17 protein-coding genes and 1 tRNA gene are annotated in these 17,653 nt (G+C 71.8%); 10 read left to right on the top strand and 8 right to left on the bottom strand.

Features of this window, described 5'->3' with window-relative positions; all coding sequences use genetic code 11:
- Positions 1-118 precede the first annotated feature (118 nt).
- Both JAV76_RS12375 and JAV76_RS12370 read right to left on the bottom strand, forming a co-directional pair.
- Positions 119-1,072 (bottom strand): methyl-accepting chemotaxis protein, encoded by a 954-nt coding sequence (locus tag JAV76_RS12375; RefSeq protein WP_230402241.1) that lies wholly within the window; start codon positions 1,070-1,072, stop codon positions 119-121.
- Entirely contained in the window at positions 1,069-1,608 is a 540-nt protein-coding gene (locus JAV76_RS12370; protein WP_198734370.1) for a PAS domain-containing protein, read from the bottom strand. Before JAV76_RS12370 ends, JAV76_RS12375 begins: the two co-directional genes overlap by 4 nt.
- Positions 1,609-1,712: 104 nt before the next feature.
- On the opposite strand from JAV76_RS12370, the gene JAV76_RS12365 reads away from it, so the two are divergent.
- The 5 genes from JAV76_RS12365 to JAV76_RS12345 all read left to right on the top strand — a co-directional run bounded on the left by JAV76_RS12365 (position 1,713) and on the right by JAV76_RS12345 (position 6,981).
- The gene (locus tag JAV76_RS12365) at positions 1,713-1,916 is read left to right on the top strand and encodes a hypothetical protein (protein WP_198734369.1); all 204 of its coding nucleotides are present in this window, start codon (positions 1,713-1,715) and stop codon (positions 1,914-1,916) included.
- 50 nt (positions 1,917-1,966) lie between these two features.
- On the top strand, positions 1,967-2,884 hold the full coding sequence (gene mshD, locus JAV76_RS12360; protein ID WP_307844203.1) for a mycothiol synthase: 918 nt from the start codon (positions 1,967-1,969) through the stop codon (positions 2,882-2,884).
- A 69-nt stretch (positions 2,885-2,953) separates the two neighbouring features.
- Positions 2,954-5,263 (top strand): RNA degradosome polyphosphate kinase, encoded by a 2,310-nt coding sequence (locus JAV76_RS12355; RefSeq protein ID WP_198734368.1) that lies wholly within the window; start codon positions 2,954-2,956, stop codon positions 5,261-5,263.
- A gap of 56 nt (positions 5,264-5,319) precedes the next feature.
- Positions 5,320-6,300 (top strand): NUDIX hydrolase, encoded by a 981-nt coding sequence (locus JAV76_RS12350; protein ID WP_307844202.1) that lies wholly within the window; start codon positions 5,320-5,322, stop codon positions 6,298-6,300.
- A gap of 60 nt (positions 6,301-6,360) precedes the next feature.
- Positions 6,361-6,981: an L-threonylcarbamoyladenylate synthase gene (locus JAV76_RS12345; protein ID WP_198734366.1), complete on the top strand. Its 621-nt coding sequence runs from the start codon at positions 6,361-6,363 to the stop codon at positions 6,979-6,981.
- Between the two features lie 18 nt (positions 6,982-6,999).
- Here JAV76_RS12345 and JAV76_RS12340 read toward each other — a convergent pair whose 3' ends face one another.
- The 3 genes from JAV76_RS12340 to JAV76_RS12330 form a co-directional block, all read right to left on the bottom strand.
- Complete coding sequence (locus tag JAV76_RS12340) at positions 7,000-8,004, bottom strand: inorganic phosphate transporter (protein ID WP_198734365.1); 1,005 nt, start codon at positions 8,002-8,004, stop codon at positions 7,000-7,002.
- 6 nt (positions 8,005-8,010) lie between these two features.
- Positions 8,011-8,631, bottom strand: a complete 621-nt coding sequence (locus JAV76_RS12335) for a DUF47 domain-containing protein (protein WP_198734364.1) — start codon at positions 8,629-8,631, stop codon at positions 8,011-8,013.
- Between the two features lie 321 nt (positions 8,632-8,952).
- Entirely contained in the window at positions 8,953-9,552 is a 600-nt protein-coding gene (locus JAV76_RS12330) for a hypothetical protein (protein WP_198734378.1), read from the bottom strand.
- Between the two features lie 198 nt (positions 9,553-9,750).
- On the opposite strand from JAV76_RS12330, the gene JAV76_RS12325 reads away from it, so the two are divergent.
- From JAV76_RS12325 to JAV76_RS12315, 3 genes are all read left to right on the top strand, one after another.
- A complete protein-coding gene (locus JAV76_RS12325; RefSeq protein ID WP_198734363.1) occupies positions 9,751-11,217 on the top strand; it encodes a sugar porter family MFS transporter in 1,467 nt (488 codons plus the stop codon).
- A gap of 181 nt (positions 11,218-11,398) precedes the next feature.
- Complete coding sequence (locus JAV76_RS12320) at positions 11,399-11,878, top strand: MarR family winged helix-turn-helix transcriptional regulator (RefSeq protein WP_198734362.1); 480 nt, start codon at positions 11,399-11,401, stop codon at positions 11,876-11,878.
- 104 nt (positions 11,879-11,982) lie between these two features.
- The gene (locus JAV76_RS12315) at positions 11,983-13,593 is read left to right on the top strand and encodes an MDR family MFS transporter (RefSeq protein WP_198734377.1); all 1,611 of its coding nucleotides are present in this window, start codon (positions 11,983-11,985) and stop codon (positions 13,591-13,593) included.
- A gap of 173 nt (positions 13,594-13,766) precedes the next feature.
- Here the strand turns inward: JAV76_RS12315 and msrB are convergent, their stop codons facing one another.
- Both msrB and JAV76_RS12305 read right to left on the bottom strand, forming a co-directional pair.
- On the bottom strand, positions 13,767-14,171 hold the full coding sequence (gene msrB / locus JAV76_RS12310; RefSeq protein WP_198734361.1) for a peptide-methionine (R)-S-oxide reductase MsrB: 405 nt from the start codon (positions 14,169-14,171) through the stop codon (positions 13,767-13,769).
- Between the two features lie 141 nt (positions 14,172-14,312).
- Positions 14,313-15,908 carry a DEAD/DEAH box helicase gene (locus JAV76_RS12305; protein WP_198734360.1) on the bottom strand — a complete coding sequence of 532 codons (1,596 nt, stop codon included), beginning with the start codon at positions 15,906-15,908 and terminating at the stop codon, positions 14,313-14,315.
- Between the two features lie 186 nt (positions 15,909-16,094).
- On the opposite strand from JAV76_RS12305, the gene JAV76_RS12300 reads away from it, so the two are divergent.
- A complete protein-coding gene (locus tag JAV76_RS12300; protein WP_198734359.1) occupies positions 16,095-16,826 on the top strand; it encodes a M50 family metallopeptidase in 732 nt (243 codons plus the stop codon).
- Positions 16,827-16,958: 132 nt separating this feature from the next.
- Here JAV76_RS12300 and JAV76_RS12295 read toward each other — a convergent pair whose 3' ends face one another.
- The gene (locus JAV76_RS12295; protein WP_198734358.1) at positions 16,959-17,243 is read right to left on the bottom strand and encodes an iron-sulfur cluster biosynthesis family protein; all 285 of its coding nucleotides are present in this window, start codon (positions 17,241-17,243) and stop codon (positions 16,959-16,961) included.
- A gap of 312 nt (positions 17,244-17,555) precedes the next feature.
- Between JAV76_RS12295 and JAV76_RS12290 the strand changes: the two genes are divergently transcribed.
- Positions 17,556-17,628, top strand: a tRNA-Lys gene (locus JAV76_RS12290).
- Positions 17,629-17,653 lie beyond the last annotated feature (25 nt).

Genomic DNA, 17,653 nt, shown 5'->3' with positions numbered 1-17,653 from the left:
GCTCGAGTTCGTCACTCCGAGTCGAGCTCGTCACCGCTAGGTGACGAACTCGACCGGAACTGACGAACTCGAGCGCCCGACGGCGGGTCGGCAGAGCAGGTCCGGTGGGGTCAGCGGGTCAGCGGTCGCGGAGCACCGTGAGGAACTCCTGGACCGAGGACTCGAGGTGCACCGCGGTGTCGGTGAGCGCCTCGTCGGTCGTCGTCCCGGTGGAGATCCGCTCGGCGAGGCCCGCGACGCCGCCCTGCATGACGTCGACGCTCTCGTCGATCTTGCCCAGCGCACCGGCTACCTCGGCGATGACGTCCTGCGACGCGCCGAGCTGCTCCTCGACGCGGGTGCTCGCCCGCGCCGTCTCGTCCGCGAGGCGGCCCACCTCGTCGGCCACCACCGCGAAGCCCTTCCCCGCCGCCCCGACGCGGGCCGCCTCGATGGCCGCGTTGAGGGCGAGCAGACGGGTCTGGCGGGCGACGTCGGTGATGAGCCCGATGACCTGGCGGATCGTCTCGGACGACTCCCCGAGGCGTGCGACCGCGTCGGACGCGGCGCCGGCCCGCTGCACGACGGTCGCGGTGGCGCCCTGGAGCTCGTCGACGGTGCCCGCCATGCTCCTGGCCGACTCCCCCACGGCCTGCGAGACGCGCAGCACGTCCCTCTCGAAGTCCTCGACGAGCGCGCCACGGGCGTCGTCCGCCCCGCGCAGGCGCGCGTCGTTCTCCGCCATCGACATCCGGGCGTCGTTGATGGTCCCCGCCTGGGAGCGGAACGCCCCGGAGAGGCCGACGAGCATGAGCTCGCGCTCGAACCGCCCTGAGCTCGCGGCCGCGAGCGCGGCACCGGCCTCGCGGATGAACGCGTCGGTGACGTCGAAGAACCGGTTGACGTCGTCGCGCACGGTCCCGAAGCCGAGGGCGTCGGCCTCGGGCACGGCGGCCACGCGTCGTTCCATGTCCCCGCGGGCACCGGCGCGGGCGGCGTCCGAGACGGCGTCCAGCGCGGCGCGGTACGCAGCGACCTGCGCCTCGAGCTCGGCGGTGCGGCGGCGCGATCCCGCCCAGGTGGGGAGTCTCATCGGGCACCTCCGGCGACGCTCCACAGCCATTCGCTGTACGTGCGGCCCTGCTCGGCGAGGCGGGCGCGCAGCCAGGCGAGGGACGCCTCGTCGGCACCCTTGCCGCCGTGCTGGGTCTCGACGCGCAGCATCTGCGCGTAGAGGGCCTCGACCTCGGTGAGGGCGGTGCGGCTCACGGCACGTCGGGTCGAGTGGTAGCCGACGGTGGTGCCGCGGGCGTCGCGCGAGGGCGTGACGTGGGCGAACACCCAGTAGTGGGCGCCGTCGAAGGCGAGGTTCTGGACGTATGCGAAGAGCTCGTCGCCTGCGCGCAGCGTGTCCCACAGGAGGCGGAAGACGCCGCGCGGCATGTCGGGGTGGCGGATGAGGTTGTGGGGCTGTCCGAGGGCCTCGTGCTCCTCGATCGCGGAGATGCGCAGGAAGACGTCGTTCGTGTAGGTGAGCCGGCCCTTGAGGTCGGTCTTGCTCACGATGAGCTCGTCGTCGGCGAGGACACGCTCGACGCCGCTCGGTCGGACGGCGGTACGGCTGGTCATCTGGTCCCCCAGGGTCAGGCGGTGGCCCGAGAGGTCCGGACCTGCCCCCTTATCGGCGGATGGTGTCCCGGTATGACCCGCCGTGGGGCGCCTACGATCGTCCGATGAGCTCCCAGACCCCGCGCACGCCGGACGACGCCCCGGACGAGACCCCCGACGCAGGCGGGAACGACGAGGTCGTGGAGAAGGACGAGGGCCCGGACGCACCGGCGGGCGTCGAGACGCGCACCAAGGTCCTCTGGCTCTTCGGTGGCGCCGTGGGACTGTGGTTCGTCCTGTCGGGCGTCCTCGGGGTGCTCACCCCCTGACGGGCGCGCCGCGCCCTGCCGTCCGCGGCCGTGCGTGATGGAATCGCACGGTGGACGACGCCCAGATCATGCCCTTGACCGGACCCCTCCCTCCTGAGGACGCGGAGGCCGTGCTGCGCCTGGCGCGCGCGGCGGAGCACGTCGACGGCGTCGCCCCGCTGTCCGAGCAGCCGCTGCTGTGGTTGCGCGACGCGTCCGCGCCGGTGGAGCACCTCCTCGTCCGGGCCGCCGACGACCTCGCGGGGTACGCGCAGCTCGACCTCGGGGGCACGACGTCGGCGAGCGCCGAGCTCGTCGTGCACCCGTTCGCGCGTCGGCACGGGGTGGGGCGGGCCCTGCTCGCGCACGTCCGGGACGTCGCGGACCGGGAGGGCCGGGAGCTTGCGGTGTGGGCGCACGGGGACGTGCCGGCCGCGCAGGGACTCGCTGCCGCCGAGGGGTACTCGGTGGTGCGTGAGCTGCTGCGCATGGAGCTCGACCTCACCGACCGTACGCTCGTCCCCGTCGACCTCGCCGAGGGGCTGACGCTGCGGACGTTCCGGCCGGGTGACGACGACGAGGCGTGGGTGGCGCTCAACGCCCGCGCCTTCGCGGACCACCCGGAGCAGGGGCGGCTCACGGTGGCCGACCTGCGTGCCCGGACCGCCGAGGACTGGTTCGACCCGGAGGCGTTCTTCCTGGTGCACCGGGGGGACGCGCTCGTCGGCTCCCTGTGGGTCAAGGTCCCCACCGGGCAGGGCGACGGTCCGCGCACGGGCGAGATCTACGCGGTGGGCATCGATCCCGACGCGCAGGGGCAGGGCATCGGGTCGGCGCTCACGCGCGTCGCCCTCGACCACCTCGCCCGGACCGGGGTGGGCACCGCCGAACTGTACACGGAGGCCGACAACACGGCGGCCGTGCGCACGTACACGGCCGCCGGATTCACCGTCGCCGCCACGGACGTGCAGTACTCGCGCACGTCCTGACGGCCCCTGACCACGGACGATCCTGCGGATCACCACCCGAAGTTCACCGAAGGATGCCACGATGAACCCATGAGCGAACCGACCACGACCGTCCAGGCCGGGGGCCAGCGGGGCGGCGCCTCGCAGGCGAACCCGTCGACGGGTGCCCGCATCGACCCCGAGCTCGCCGCGCACATCGCCGAGCACATCGCCGAGGACGACGCCCCGCCCGAGAGGACGCCCGGTGAGCTGGTGGTGCTCCCCGAGGACCGGTTCGGGGACCGGGAGCTCAGCTGGTTGGCGTTCAACGAGCGTGTCCTGGAGCTCGCCGAGGACGAGGCCCAGCCGCTCCTGGCCCGCGTCCGCTACCTGGCGATCTTCGCGTCGAACCTCGACGAGTTCTTCATGGTGCGCGTCGCCGGGCTCAAGCGCCGCATCGCGACGGGTCTCGCGGTGACGTCCGCGTCGGGCCGCGCCCCGCGCCAGGTCCTCGAGACGATCAGCGCCCGCGCGCACGAGCTCATGCTCCGCCACGCCAAGGCGTTCTCCGAGGGCGTGCAGCCCGCCCTCGCGGGCGAGGGCATCACCCTCGTGCGGTGGGAGGAGCTGTCGAGCCCCGAGCAGGACCGTCTGCACAAGTTCTTCCGCAAGCAGATCTTCCCGGTGCTCACCCCGCTCGCCGTGGACCCCGCCCACCCCTTCCCGTACATCTCGGGGCTCTCGCTCAACCTGTCGGTCCTCGTGCGGAACCCGGGGACGGGCAAGGAGCACTTCGCGCGGGTCAAGGTCCCGGCGCTCCTGCCGCGCTTCATCGCGGTCGACGCGAAGGGGCGTCCGAGCGCACCGAGCAGCCAGGCGTCGAACAAGGGGCCCACGTCGTTCGTGCCCCTCGAGGACATCATCTCCCACCACCTGGACCACCTGTTCCCCGGCATGGAGGTCGTCGAGCACCACACGTTCCGGGTGACGCGCAACGAGGACGTGGAGGTCGAGGAGGACGACGCGGAGAACCTCCTCAAGGCCATGGAGAAGGAGCTGCTGCGCCGACGGTTCGGGCCGCCCGTGCGGCTCGAGCTCGCCGAGGGCATCAGCCCGCGCATCCGCCAGCTGCTGGTCCGTGAGCTGGGCGTCGTCGAGGACGAGGTGTACACCCTCCCCGCGCCGCTCGACCTCACCGGTCTGACGCTCATCGCCGACCTCGACCGCGCGGACCTCCAGTACCCGCGGTTCGTGCCGACCACCCACCGGTTCCTCGCGGAGGTGGAGAGCGCCAGCCCCACGGACATCTTCGCGGCCCTCCGCGACCGGGACGTGCTGCTGCACCACCCGTACGACTCGTTCTCGACGTCGGTGCAGACGTTCCTCGAGCAGGCCGCCGCGGACCCCCACGTGCTGGCGATCAAGCAGACGCTCTACCGGACGTCCGGCGACTCCCCCATCGTCGACGCGCTCATCGACGCCGCCGACGCGGGCAAGCAGGTCCTGGCCCTCGTGGAGATCAAGGCCCGGTTCGACGAGCAGAACAACATCTCCTGGGCCCGCAAGCTCGAGCAGGCCGGCGTGCACGTCGTGTACGGCATCGTGGGCCTCAAGACGCACTGCAAGCTGTCGCTCGTGGTCCGCCAGGAGCCCGACGGGCTGCGCCGCTACTGCCACGTGGGCACCGGGAACTACAACCCGAAGACCGCCCGCCTGTACACGGACCTGGGGCTCCTCACCTCGGACCCGGACGTCGGGCAGGACCTCACCCGTCTGTTCAACCAGCTGTCCGGGTACGCCCCGCAGTCGCGGTTCCACCGGCTCCTCGTGGCACCCCGCTCCGTGCGCTCCGGCCTCGTCGAGCGCATCGACCGGGAGGCGGCCGCCGCCCGGGCCGGCAAGCCGTCGTGGGTCAAGATCAAGGTGAACTCCATCGTCGACGAGGCCACCATCGACGCCCTGTACCGGGCGTCGCAGGCGGGCGTGCCCATCGACCTCGTGGTGCGCGGCATCTGCGCCGTACGGGCCGGGGTGCCCGGGCTGAGCGAGACCATCCGCGTGCGCTCCGTCCTCGGGCGGTTCCTCGAGCACTCGCGGATCTTCGCGTTCGCGAACTCCTCCGGACCGGCCATCGGGGAGGGCCCCGAGACCGGGCCGGAGGTGTTCATCGGGTCGGCGGACCTCATGCACCGCAACCTCGACCGGCGCGTCGAGACCCTCGTCCGGCTCAGCGACGAGACCCAGATCTCCGGGCTCCTCGACCTCATCGACGTCTGCATGGACGACGCGACGTCGACGTGGCACCTCAACCCCGACGCCACCTGGACCCGTCACCACCTGGACGCCGACGGCCAGCCCCTCCAGGACGTCCAGGAGATGCTCATCTCCCGGCAGCGCCGACGCATGAGCCTGGGCCGCTAGTGGGTGCGTCGACGTCCTCCACCGCCCCGGGCGTGCGCGTCAGGGGCGCCACGGGCGTGAGCACGTCGGCGGACGACCCGGCGACCGTCATCGAGTCGGCGGGCGCCCTCGTGTGGCGGGTGCGCGACGGCGGCCTGCAGGTCCAGCTCATCCACCGACCCCGCTACGACGACTGGTCGTGGCCCAAGGGCAAGGTCGACCCCGGTGAGGCGCTGCCGACGACGGCCGCCCGGGAGGTCACGGAGGAGACGGGCAAGCCGGTCTCCCTCGGCCTGCCCCTGCCCGGCCTGGAGTACCTCACCCCGGAGGGCCGCGTGAAGCGGGTGCACTACTGGGCGGCGACGCGGGTGCACTCGCGGTCCCCGGCCGTCACCGCCCGAGCACCGGTGCCACCGGTCGACCCGGCCGAGATCGACGACGTGCGGTGGCTCGGCGTCGACGAGGCGGCCGGGCGCCTCACACGGGCCGCGGACCGCATCCCCCTCGAGGCACTGATCGAGGAGCACGAGAAAGGGCGCCTCGCGACGACGGCGCTCGTCGTGGCCCGCCACGGCAAGGCCCTCGCCCGGACGTCGTGGCACGGCGACGAGGCGTCGCGCCCGCTCACCCCGACGGGTCACGCCCAGTCCGCCGCCCTCGTGCCCGTCCTGGCGGCGTTCGGTGTCGACGCTGTCGTCACGAGCCGGTGGCGCCGCTGCGCGGACACCATCGAGCCGTACTCGCGGGCAGCTCGCCTCGAGTCTCTCCCGAGCGAGTACGTCACCGAGGCCGACCACGAGCGCTCCCCCAGCCGTGTCGCGGCCCTCATCAGGGCGCTCCTCGAGGCAGGGGCCCCGTCGTTGCTCTGCACGCACCGACCTGTGCTGCCCACGGTGCTCGACGTGCTCGGTCAGCACTCGCGACGCTCGGTGGCCAGCGCGCTGCCCACCAAGGACCCGTACCTGGAGCCCGGGGAGGCCCTCGTCACGCACGTGACGCAGAGCGCCAAGGGGCCGCGGGTCGTGGGCGTCGAGAAGGTCCTGCCACCCCTGCACTGACGGGGTGGCCGGGTGAGGGCGGGTCTGGCGGGCGGAACCGGGACGTCCTAGTCTCGGTGGATGGCCCGCTACGTCGACGTGCACCCTCAGGACCCGCAGCCCAGGAGCATCGCGCAGGTGGTGCAGATGCTCCGCGACGACGCCCTCGTCGTGTACCCGACGGACTCGTCGTACGCGTTCGGGTGCTCGTTGGACAGCCACACGGGGGCGGACCGGATCCGACGGATCCGGCACCTCGACGACAAGCACCACTTCACGCTGGTGTGCGCGGACTTCGCGCAGCTGGGGCAGTTCGTGCAGCTGGACAACGTGGCGTTCCGGGCGATCAAGGCCGCGACCCCGGGGCCGTACACATTCGTCCTGCCGGCCACCAAGGAGGTGCCGCGCAGGTTCGCGCACGCGAAGAAGAAGACCGTGGGTGTGCGTATCCCGGCCCACCCCGTTGCCCAGGCCCTGGTCCGCGAGCTGGGGACCCCGCTGCTGTCGAGCACCCTGCTGAGCCCCGACTCCGACGAGCCCCTCACCGACGGCTGGCAGATCAAGGAGGAGCTGGACGCGGTGGTCGACGCCGTCGTGGACGCCGGTGACTGCGGGACGGTGCCGACGACGGTGGTCGAGTGGTCGGGAGGGGCGCCGACGGTCCTCCGCGTCGGGCTCGGGGACCCCAGCCGCTTCGAGTAGCAGCAGCCGCCGGGGCGGTCAGCCCAGGAAGGGGTGGAGGATCGCGAAGGTGAGCGCCGCGACGGCGGCCGCGGCCGGGATGGTGAGGATCCAGGCGATCGCGATGCTCTTCGCCACGCCCCACCGCACGGCCGACAGGCGCTTGGTGGCGCCGACGCCCATGATGGCCGACGTGATGGTGTGGGTGGTGGACACCGGTGCGTGAAGGGCGAACGCGTTGACGTAGAGGACGATCGCCGACACCGACTCGGCGACGAAGCCGCGCGCCGGGTCGAGCTCGATGATCTTGCGGCCCAGCGTCCGCATGATGCGCCAGCCGCCCGCGTAGGTCCCCAGGGAGATCGCGGCCGCGGCGGAGAGCTTGACCCACAGGGGGATGCCGTCCTCGCGGTCGGCCCACCCGACGGTGAGGAGGGCCATGAAGATCACGCCCATCGTCTTCTGGGCGTCCTGGAGGCCGTGCCCGAGCGCCATCGCGGCGGCCGACGCGGTCTGCGCGATGCGGAACCGCCGGTTGGTGCGGCTGGGGGCGGCGTTCTTGAAGATCCACAGGACGGCGACCATGACGAGGAACGCGAGCCCGAAGCCCACGAGGGGCGACACGATCATGGGCAGGACGACCTTGTCGACGATCGCGGAGCCGTAGACCCCGAGCCCACCGGCGAGCCCGGCGCCGACGAGTCCGCCGATGAGGGCGTGCGTCGAGGAGGACGGGAGCCCGAACCACCACGTGATGAGGTTCCACACGATGGCACCCACCAGGGCGCACAGGACGACGACGAGGGCGCTGTGCGGTGGCGCGCCTTCGAGGTTGACGATCGACGTGGCGATGGTCTCGGCCACCTCGGTCCCGAGGAGGGCACCGGTGAAGTTCATGATCGCCGCCATGATCAGGGCGGCGCGCGGCGTCAGCGCGCGGGTCGAGACCGAGGTCGCGATCGCGTTGGCGGCGTCGTGGAATCCGTTGGTGTAGTCGAAGCTCAGCGCGAGCGCGACGACGACCACTACGAGCGCGAGTTCCACGAGAGCTCAGGACTCCTTGAGCGCGATGGTCTCGACCATGTTGGCGACGGTCTCGAACGCGTCCGCGGCGAGCTCGAGGGTCTCGACGACCTCCTTGAGCTTCATGAGCTGGATGGGGTCGGCGACCTCGTCGAAGAGCTGCGCGAGGAGCTTGCGGTGGATCTTGTCGGCCTGGTTCTCGAGGCTGTTGACCTCGACCCAGTACTCGGAGAGGTCGCCCATGGAGCGCAGGTGCGGCATGGCCTCGGCGGTGAGCTCGGCGCAGCGCTGGAGGACCTGGACCTGGTCGGAGACGCGGGCGGGGAGCTCGTCGAGCTTGTAGAGGACGATGAGGTCACCGGCCTCCTCCATGTAGTCCATGCAGTCGTCGAGGGCCGACGCGAGGCCGTAGATGTCGTCGCGGTCGAAGGGCGTGACGAACGTCTTGTTGAGGCGTCGCATGATCTCGTGCGTCGCCTCGTCGGCGGCGTGCTCGGTCTCGGCGAGCCTCTTGGCGATCGCCTTGCGGCCCGGCCGGTCGGCGCCGAGGAGCTCGCTGAGCAGGTTGGCGCCGGTCACGAGGTGACCCGCGGACGCTGCGAGGAGATCGAAGAAGGAGGTATCGCGCGGGGTGAGGCGCAGGCGCACAGCTGGCTCCGGTGGGGGACGCGAGGTGATCGCACGACGGCCGAGGAGCGGCACTGTCGCGGGTGATCGACTGATCGTTCCCAGAGTAGGGCAGCAGTTTGGTGAACACACAACTCCGGGGGTGTCGCGGAGGCGACCCGGAGATGAACATCCGGTGACAGGATTCGGGCGCGTCCCGACGACGGTGTGGTGTGGTGAGGTGTGGTGGTGACGCCGGACCACAGAGCGCCTGTCGGCGCGAAGGCCGCTCGTAGCGGCTTGAAGTGGAGCCCGGGGCTACCGTGGCCCGACGTCCCCTCAAGTCTACGGTCGTGCTCGGCGTCAGTCGAGTCGTTCGGCCCGCCAGAGCTCGGCGGCCCGAACGAGCTCCTCTGCGGTGCCGACGAGCGACGCCGCGCCGCGGGTCATGTGCGTCGCGTGGTCCGCGTCCACGCCCTCCACGTGGTCGGCGTCGAAGGCCGCACCGGTGGCCAGGACACGGCAGAAGGCGGCCGCCCGCTCGAGCGCGACGGCCAGGTCACCTGCGAAGACGCCGGACAGGACCGCGTCGGCCACGCTGCGCACGTCCTCGGGGCCGGGGGGCGCCACGACGCCGGCGACCACGTCGTGCACGGGTGCCGCCGCGGTGCCGAGACGGTAGCGGTCGGCCACGGTGCGCGGGTCGCGCCGGACCCACTCGCGCAGCACGTAGAGGCGCCACAGCGCCCCGGGGAGGGTGTCGGCAGGGCTGTCGGCCCAGAGCCCGGCGACCACGTCGAGCCCTTCGTCCTCGACGAGGCTCACGAGTCGCTCGACGACCGCCGGGTCCTCGGACGCACGTGCCCGGTGGACGATGGCCGCGGCGGTCGTGTGGGCGATCTCACCCCGCAGCGCGGGGTCGATCTCACCGGGGATCTCCTCGGCCTCCCGGGGGTCCAGCATCGCCGGCCTGCGGGGCCGCGGGGCCCCTCCGGACGCGCCCGAGGACGCGCTCCCGCCGCCGGTGGTCCTTGCTCCGCTGCCCGCGCCGATCGAGTCGCTCATCATTACAGTGTGGATGACCATGGGCGTCCGCCGCCATGTGTCGGCGACGTCCGGCAAAGGACGGGCCCAGCGCCCGACCCCGACACGGAGGCACTGATGGCCGAGCCACACAAGGAACCGGGCGCCGAGGGCGCGAGCACGGAGGTGCGCGCGGCGCACAGGAAGGCCGTCGCGCTGTCGGTGGCCGCCGCGGTGGGCGGGTTCCTCTTCGGCTTCGACAGCTCGGTCATCAACGGGGCCGTCGACGCGATCGAGACCGACTTCGAGCTGAGCGCCACCCTCACCGGGTTCTCCGTGGCGGTCGCCCTCCTCGGCTGCGCGCTCGGCGCCTGGTACGCGGGCCGCCTCGCCGACCGGTGGGGGCGCCCCCGCGTCATGCTCGTCGGCGCCTTGATGTTCCTCGTCTCGGCCATCGGGTCCGGGTTCGCGTTCGCCGTGTGGGACCTCATCCTGTGGCGCGTCGTCGGCGGCGTGGGTATCGGCATCGCGTCCGTCATCACCCCGGCGTACATCGCGGAGATCTCACCGTCCGCCATCCGTGGGCGGCTCGCGTCGCTGCAGCAGCTCGCCATCACCATCGGCATCTTCGCGGCGCTGCTCTCCGACCAGGTCTTCGCGTCCACCGCGGGCGACGTGGCGTCGGGCACCCCGATCGCGCTCGGCGACAGCCTCTTCGGGCTGGAGGCGTGGCGCTGGATGTTCCTCGTCGCGGTGATCCCGTCGGCGGTCTACGCGTGGGTGGCGCTCTCCGTCCCGGAGTCGCCGCGGTACCTCGTGGCCAAGGGCAAGGTCGAGGAGGCACGGACGGTGCTGCGCTCCGTCCTCGGCCCGGTGGACGTCGACGCGAAGATCGACGCGATCGAGGAGAGCGTGCGACGCGACGCGGCGCTCGAGAAGAAGGCGTCGCTGCGCGGCCCGCGGTTCGGCCTCCTGCCCATCGTGTGGGTGGGCATCCTGCTGTCGGTGTTCCAGCAGTTCGTGGGCATCAACGTGATCTTCTACTACTCGACGACGCTGTGGCGGTCGGTCGGGTTCGACGCGTCCGACTCCTTCACGTTCTCCACCATCACCGCCGTGACCAACGTCGTGGTGACGTTCATCGCGATCGCGCTCGTGGACAAGGTGGGCCGCAAGCCGCTGCTCCTCGCGGGCTCGGCCGGCATGACGCTGTCCCTGGGGACCATGGCGGTCGCCTTCACGCAGGCCACCGGGACGGGCGACGACGTCTCGCTGCCCGGGTCGTGGGGCATGATCGCGCTCGTCGCGGCCAACGTGTTCGTCGTGTCGTTCGGGGCGACGTGGGGGCCCGTCGTGTGGGTCCTGCTGGGCGAGATGTTCCCCAACCGCATCCGCGCGTCGGCCCTCGCGCTCGCCGCGGCGGCCCAGTGGATCGCGAACTTCACCATCACCGTGACGTTCCCGCCCATGGCCGAGCACCTCGGGCTCGAGGTCGTCTACGGGATGTACGGGACGTTCGCGCTGCTGTCGTTCTTCTTCGTCCTGACGAAGATCAAGGAGACCCGCAACCGCGAGCTCGAGGACATGGGCTCCGGGACCGACTGAGTCCTGGGGACCGAACGAGTTCCCGGGCATGACGGAGGGGGGGGGGGGGGGGGGGGGGGGCGCCCCCCCACCCCTCCGTCGCACGTTCGACCTTCCGTGGCCACACTCACACGCCCAGGTAGTTGCATTCGGCAAGCAACCGCTTAGGGTGGAGAGGACGGACCGTCAGGAAGAGAGCGACATGAACGAGGACGTGGCCTACCAGGTGGCTCGCGCGATGGAGGACTTCGGGCGCGCCCAGCGCCAGATCGGGGCCCAGCTCGCCCGGTCGCTCGACCTCCCCCGCGCCGGCATCGGCATCGTGCGCATCCTGCGGCGCGAGGGCGCCGTGCAGGTCGGGTGCCTCGCCCAGGCGCTGCGCGTCGACCTGTCCGTCGCCTCCCGCCAGGTGAGCACCCTCGTCGATGCCGGACTCCTGCGGCGCACCGTCGGCGACGGCGACCGCCGCGCCCGCACGGTCGAGCTCACCGACGCCGGCACGGCCATGGCCGACGCGATCCGCGACCGCCTCGTCGCCACCGTCACCGAGGTGTTCGACGGGTGGGACCCCGACGAGCTCACCGTCGCCGCCGCACACATGAGCGCGCTCGCGCGCTCCATCACCGAGCACCACGACGACGTGGACCGCACCACCCAGCAACCCACGAAGGACCACGCGTGACACCCTCCACACCACCGAGCACAACCGACGTGACGACCTCAACCAGCGCCCCCGGCGCCGCCGACTCGCCACCCGCTCAGCACGTCCCGGGCGAGCCGGCCCGGATGACGCACCGCCAGGTCCTCGAGGCCCTCAGCGGGATCCTCATGGGCATGTTCGTCTCGGTGCTCGCCACGTCCATCGTCTCGTCGTCGCTGCCGCGCATCATCGCGGACCTCGACGGGTCCCAGTCGGCGTTCACCTGGGTCGTCACCGCGACCCTCCTCACCACGACGATCAGCACGCCCATCTGGGGCAAGCTCGCGGACCTCACGGACCGCAAGACGCTCGTGCAGGTCGCGCTCGTCATCACCGTCGTGTCGTCGGCCCTCGCGGGCTTCGCCCAGGGCACGGGGACCCTCATCACGTTCCGCGCCTTCCAGGGCATCGGTGCCGGTGGGCTCATCTCCCTCGCCACGGTCCTCGTCGCCGACATCATCTCGCCCCGCGAGCGCGGCAAGTACATGGGCTTCATGGGTGCCGTCATGGCCGTCGGGATGATCGGCGGGCCGCTCCTCGGCGGGGCCCTCACCGACAGCGTCGGGTGGCGCTGGAACTTCTTCGTCGGCGTCCCGTTCGCCGTCGCCGCCATCGTCGTCCTCCAGCGCACCCTGCGCCTGCCGCCCATGCCCAAGCGGCAGGTCCGTCTCGACTACTGGGGCGCGGCCCTGCTCTCGGCGGGGATCTCCGGACTCCTGCTGTGGGTGACGTTCGCCGGCAACCAGTTCGACTGGATGTCGTGGCAGACGGCCGCGATGGTGGTCGGGTCCGTCGTCGTGCTCGCCGTGGCCGTGCGGGTCGAGGCTCGCGTGGAGGCCCCGATCATCCCGCTGAGCCTGTTCCGCAACCGCACCCTCGTCCTCACCGTGATCGCCAGCGTCGCGGTGGGGGTCGCGATGTTCGGCACCGCGGTGTTCCTCAGCCAGTACATGCAGGTGGCTCGCGGCAAGTCGGCGACCATGTCCGGCCTCTTGACCATCCCCATGATCGTGGGCCAGTTCCTGGCGTCCACCGTCAGCGGACAGCTCATCTCCCGCTCCGGGCGGTACAAGAAGTTCATGGTCACGGGCGCCGTCGCGCTCACCGTGGGCCTCGCGCTCATGGGCACCATCGACTACCACACGAGCATGGTCCTCATCGGGGTGTACCTCTTCGTCCTCGGTGCCGGGGTGGGCATGCTCATGCAGAACCTCGTGCTCGCGACGCAGAACACCCTCGCGGTGAGCGAGATGGGCGCCGGGACGTCGACGGTGGCGTTCTTCCGGTCCCTGGGCGGCGCGGTCGGCGTGTCGGTCCTCGGGGCGGTCCTCGGGTCACGCATCGCCTCCGAGATGGCGAGCGGCCTCGCTGCCGCCGGCATCCCGGCCGGGCAGGGGACGGGCACGTCCATCCCCGACGTCAACGCCCTGCCGCCCGCCCTGCGCGACGTGGTGGAGAGCGCCTACGGCGCCGGTGTCGCGGACATCTTCCTCGTCGCCGCACCCATCGCGGTCGTCGCCCTCGTCGCGATCCTCTTCCTCGAGGAGGTGCCGCTGGGCCTCAAGTCGGGTGTGCAGCAACGCATCGAGGACATGGACGGGGCCAGCACCGCCGACGACGTCCCCGACGCCGCAGCCGTCACCGGCTTCGCCCCGGGCACGGCGGCCGCGATCGACGGGCGCCCCTCTTCCCGCTGACCCCACCTCAACCCTCCGCACAGCCCGACGGGGCGTGCTCTCGTGGACGATGCGGCGCCTTGAGCGCACGCCCCGTCCACAAGAGCACGCCCCGTCGGTCGCGCCCGGGTCAGGGTAGGGGACCTGGGCGCGGGGTCAGGTGCCAGGCACCCGAGGTCAGGTAGCGCGCGGGGTCAGGAGCTCATGTCCTCGAAGGTCAGGGAGATCGAGTTCATGCAGTACCGGTCTCCCGTGGGGGTCTGCGGGGCGTCGTCGAAGACGTGACCCAGGTGCGACCCGCACCGGGCGCACCGCACCTCGGTGCGGAGCATGCCGAGGGTACGGTCCTCGATGAGCTCGACGGCGTCGGACTCCTGGGGCGCGAAGAAGCTGGGCCAGCCGCAGTGGGCGTCGAACTTCGTGTCGGACCGGAAGAGCTCGTTGCTGCACGCCCGGCAGCGGTAGACGCCCTCCCGGTTCTCGTGGAGGAGCTCGCCCGTCCCTGGACGTTCGGTGCCGGCCTGGCGCAGCACGGCGAACTCCTCGGGGCTGAGCTCAGCACGCCAGTCCTCGGGTGTCTTCTCGATCTCGTAGGCCATGGCTGGTCCTCTCCACGAACGGTGTGCGCTCGCTGGTGTCTCGTCGGCGGGGGTCTCCTGGGACAACGACAGGGCCCACCGGATGCTTCCGGTGGGCCCTGTCGACCTTACGTGGTGCTGCGCTGCTGGACTACGGGGTGGTCACGCCTGGCCTGCGGCGCGGCGACGGCCGCGCGGGTTGCTGCTGCGTCCGCCACCGGCGGCACCGCTGCGCTCACCGACCGACGACCCGGAACCCGGCGTGCTCGTGGAGTACTTCACTCCGCCGCGGGCCGACCCTGCACCGCGGGCGGACGAGGACCGGCCGGACCCGGCACGGGAGGACGAGCCACCGGTCGACGTGCGCGCGGACGTACCGCGCTCGCCACCACCGGAACGCCCGGAGCCGCTGGTCGCGCCGCCACCCGAACGGCCGGAGCCGCTCCCGGCACCGCCACCGGAGCGGCCACGACCACGGCCGCCACCGCCGCCAGCACGCTGGACGGGCTGCTCCTGGACGGGCTGCGGCGTGACGTACTCGGCGACCTCGCCGACGAGCCGCGAGACGGCCTCGTCGCCGGGGGTGACCTTCACGGGCTTGGCGTTGATCTTCGCCAGGCGCGTGAGGTCGCGGACGTCGCCGCGCTGCTCGGGGAGCATGATCGTCACGACGTCACCACCGGACCCGGCCCGCGCCGTGCGGCCGGAGCGGTGCAGGTACGCCTTGTGCTCGGCGGGCGGGTCCACGTGGACCACGAGGTCGACCTCGTCGACGTGGATGCCGCGGGCGGCGATGTCGGTGGCGACGAGCACCTTGACGGAGCCGGACGAGAACGCGGCGAGGTTGCGCTCGCGCGCTCCCTGGCCGAGGTTCCCGTGGAGGTCGACCGCGGGCACGCCGTCGGCGGTGAGCTGCTTGGCGAGCTTCTTCGCCTGGTGCTTGGTACGCGTGAACAGGACGCGGCGGCCCAGCCCGGACGCGAGCTCCTTGACGACGTCACGCTTGGCGGCGACGTCGGCGACCTCGAACACGTGGTGGATCATCGCGGCGACGGGCGACTCGACGCTGTCGACGGAGTGGCTCGTGGGGGCGTCCATGTAGCGCTTGACCAGCTGGTCGACGCCCTTGTCGAGCGTCGCGGAGAACAGCAGGCGCTGGCCCTTGGCGGGCGTGCGGTCCATGATGCGCTTCACGCCGGGCAGGAACCCGAGGTCGGCCATGTGGTCGGCCTCGTCGAGGACGGTGATCTCGACGTCGTCGAGGGAGATGAGCCGCTGGCCCATGAGGTCCTCGAGGCGGCCGGGGCACGCGATGACGATGTCGACGCCGCCCTGGAGGGCGTTGACCTGGCGGGACTGCGCGACGCCGCCGAAGATCACGGTGGTCTTGAGGCCGAGGAGCGTCGCGAGGGGCTCCATGGTCGCGTTGATCTGGTTGGCGAGCTCACGCGTGGGGCACAGCACGAGGCCGCGGGGGCGGCTGGGGCGACGGCGTGCGCCGCCTGCCGCGAGGCGCGTGACCATGGGGAGGGAGAACGCGAGGGTCTTGCCGGAGCCGGTCCGCCCGCGCCCGAGGACGTCGCGTCCTGCGAGGGTGTCGGGGAGGGTCGCGGTCTGGATGGGGAAGGGGCTGTCGATACCGCCGGCGGCCAGGTGCGTGATGAGCGCCGTGGGGATCGCGAAGTCGGAGAACGACGCCTGCGTGGCGTTCGTGGTGGGGGTGGTCGAGGGCGCGCCGGAGCGCTGCGTGTTCGTCAAGGGTTGCCTTATCTCTCTGCGCCGTCGGGCGAAATCCCTCGACGCTCGGTGCGCGACCTGCGCGCTTCCTGTCCGTCAGTCTCTCATGGCTGCTCCGTGGGCGGTCGGGGAGCGCCGTGTGACCCTCGACTCCCACGGCCCGGTCGACGCCCGTGGACGCGCAGGCCCGTGTGGTCGAATACGGCCATGGACTTCCTCGCAGAGATCTGGTCGCGCGCATCCGCGCAGCTGGCACCCCCGGAGCAGTGGGTCGTGTGGGTCACGGGCCTCGTGGCCCTCGCCGTGGTGCTGTACCGGCCGACCTGGCGCGTCTCCCGGCACGTGGTGACCATCGCGCACGAGGGGGCGCACGCGTTCGCGGCACTTGTCACCGGACGGCGTCTGTCGGGCATCCGCCTGCACTCCGACACGTCGGGCCTCACCGTGTCCTCCGGGAAGCCGCGGGGCTTCGGCATGATCCTCACGGCCCTTGCGGGGTACGTCGGTCCGGGTCTCGTGGGTCTGGGCGCGGCGTTCATGCTGCGGCAGGGGTACGCGGTGGGGCTGCTGTGGCTGCTCATCCTCGTGCTGGCACTCATGCTGCTGCAGATCCGCAACTGGTTCGGGCTATGGTCCATCCTCGTGAGCGGCGTGGTCCTCGGTGCCGTGTCGTGGTTCGCGAGCACGGAGTGGCAGGCGATCACGTCGTACCTGGTGACGTGGTTCCTGCTGCTGGCCGCGCCGCGGCCGGTGCTCGAGCTGCAGACGGAGCGGCGCAACGGACGGGCCCGCACGTCGGACGCGGACATGCTCGCCCGGCTCACCCCGTTCCCCGGTCTGTTCTGGGTGGGGGTCTTCCTCGTGGTGACCCTCGGCGCCCTGGCGCTCGGGTCGTGGTGGATCGGGGCCTGGTCGGTGGAGCACCTCCCCCGCTTCTGAGGTCGACCGCCCGGAAGGGTCCGGGGACGACGACACCCCGGCCGCCGCGTGCTGCGGCGACCGGGGTGGTGTCTGCGGGCGACCAGCGCGGTCGCGGTGGTCGGGCGCATGGTGCCGCCCGGCCGGTGGTGCTCAGGCCTGCTGCGGAGCCAGGCTGAACGAGATGCTCTCGCCCGCGGGCTGGGCGTCGAGCGCGAGGTCGTTGAGCGACGCGGCGGTCGTCTCCTCGACGAAGACCTTGGTGGTGCCGAGGTCGATGACCTCGTCCGACGGCTTGTGCTCCGTCACGAGGGCGAGGTTGAAGTCGCCCGGGTTCTCCTCAGCGGCGGCGATGCGCAGCCCACCGTCGTCGGGGAGGTTCGCCTGCGTGGCGAGGTCCTGGACAGCCTGTCGAGCGTTATCGGTGAGGGTAAGCACGAGATCTCCTCTCGTAGCCGGGCACTCCCGGGGCATCGCGTCGACGGGGGTCGCCCGCCTCCGGATGAACCCTCCCAGGAGTCATTCGGTCCCCTCCACCGAACCAAGCCCGGGCGGGGCCCGCAAGCGCAGGTGCCCGATGGGGGTGGTTCGCGGCGTTCGTCCTTGCCGGGCGACCCGCTCCGATCCGCAGCACCGCACCGCTCCCGCCTGATTGTGAAGATCCTGCGCAGAGACGGGTTGTCGGCCTCCCGCCCACCCCGGGTAGCCTGTCCTGGCGACGTCCCGCCCTGTCACGGACCGGGACGTCCGGGGCCTCTAGCTCAGTTGGCAGAGCATCGGACTTTTAATCCGCGGGTCGTGGGTTCGAGCCCCACGGGGCCCACCCGGTCGCCGCTGTCGGACCACGC

This window comes from Sanguibacter suaedae (assembly GCF_016342785.1).
Lineage (GTDB): Bacteria > Actinomycetota > Actinomycetes > Actinomycetales > Cellulomonadaceae > Sanguibacter > Sanguibacter suaedae.
The sequence above is the reverse complement of the archived record's forward strand: the minus strand, read 5'-3'. Positions and strand labels throughout refer to the sequence as shown.

Excerpts from the sequence above, each read along its gene's own strand:
- JAV76_RS12365 (WP_198734369.1), top strand. The coding sequence starts at position 1,713 with ATGAGCTCCCAGACCCCGCGCACGCCGGACGACGCCCCGGACGAGACC.
- JAV76_RS12345 (WP_198734366.1), top strand. The coding sequence starts at position 6,361 with ATGGCCCGCTACGTCGACGTGCACCCTCAGGACCCGCAGCCCAGGAGC.
- msrB (WP_198734361.1), bottom strand. The coding sequence starts at position 14,171 with ATGGCCTACGAGATCGAGAAGACACCCGAGGACTGGCGTGCTGAGCTC.
- JAV76_RS12370 (WP_198734370.1), bottom strand. The coding sequence starts at position 1,608 with ATGACCAGCCGTACCGCCGTCCGACCGAGCGGCGTCGAGCGTGTCCTC.
- JAV76_RS12330 (WP_198734378.1), bottom strand. The coding sequence starts at position 9,552 with ATGCTGGACCCCCGGGAGGCCGAGGAGATCCCCGGTGAGATCGACCCC.
- JAV76_RS12375 (WP_230402241.1), bottom strand. The coding sequence starts at position 1,072 with ATGAGACTCCCCACCTGGGCGGGATCGCGCCGCCGCACCGCCGAGCTC.
- JAV76_RS12320 (WP_198734362.1), top strand. The coding sequence starts at position 11,399 with ATGAACGAGGACGTGGCCTACCAGGTGGCTCGCGCGATGGAGGACTTC.
- JAV76_RS12300 (WP_198734359.1), top strand. The coding sequence starts at position 16,095 with ATGGACTTCCTCGCAGAGATCTGGTCGCGCGCATCCGCGCAGCTGGCA.
- JAV76_RS12325 (WP_198734363.1), top strand. The coding sequence starts at position 9,751 with ATGGCCGAGCCACACAAGGAACCGGGCGCCGAGGGCGCGAGCACGGAG.
- JAV76_RS12355 (WP_198734368.1), top strand. The coding sequence starts at position 2,954 with ATGAGCGAACCGACCACGACCGTCCAGGCCGGGGGCCAGCGGGGCGGC.
- JAV76_RS12315 (WP_198734377.1), top strand. The coding sequence starts at position 11,983 with ATGACGCACCGCCAGGTCCTCGAGGCCCTCAGCGGGATCCTCATGGGC.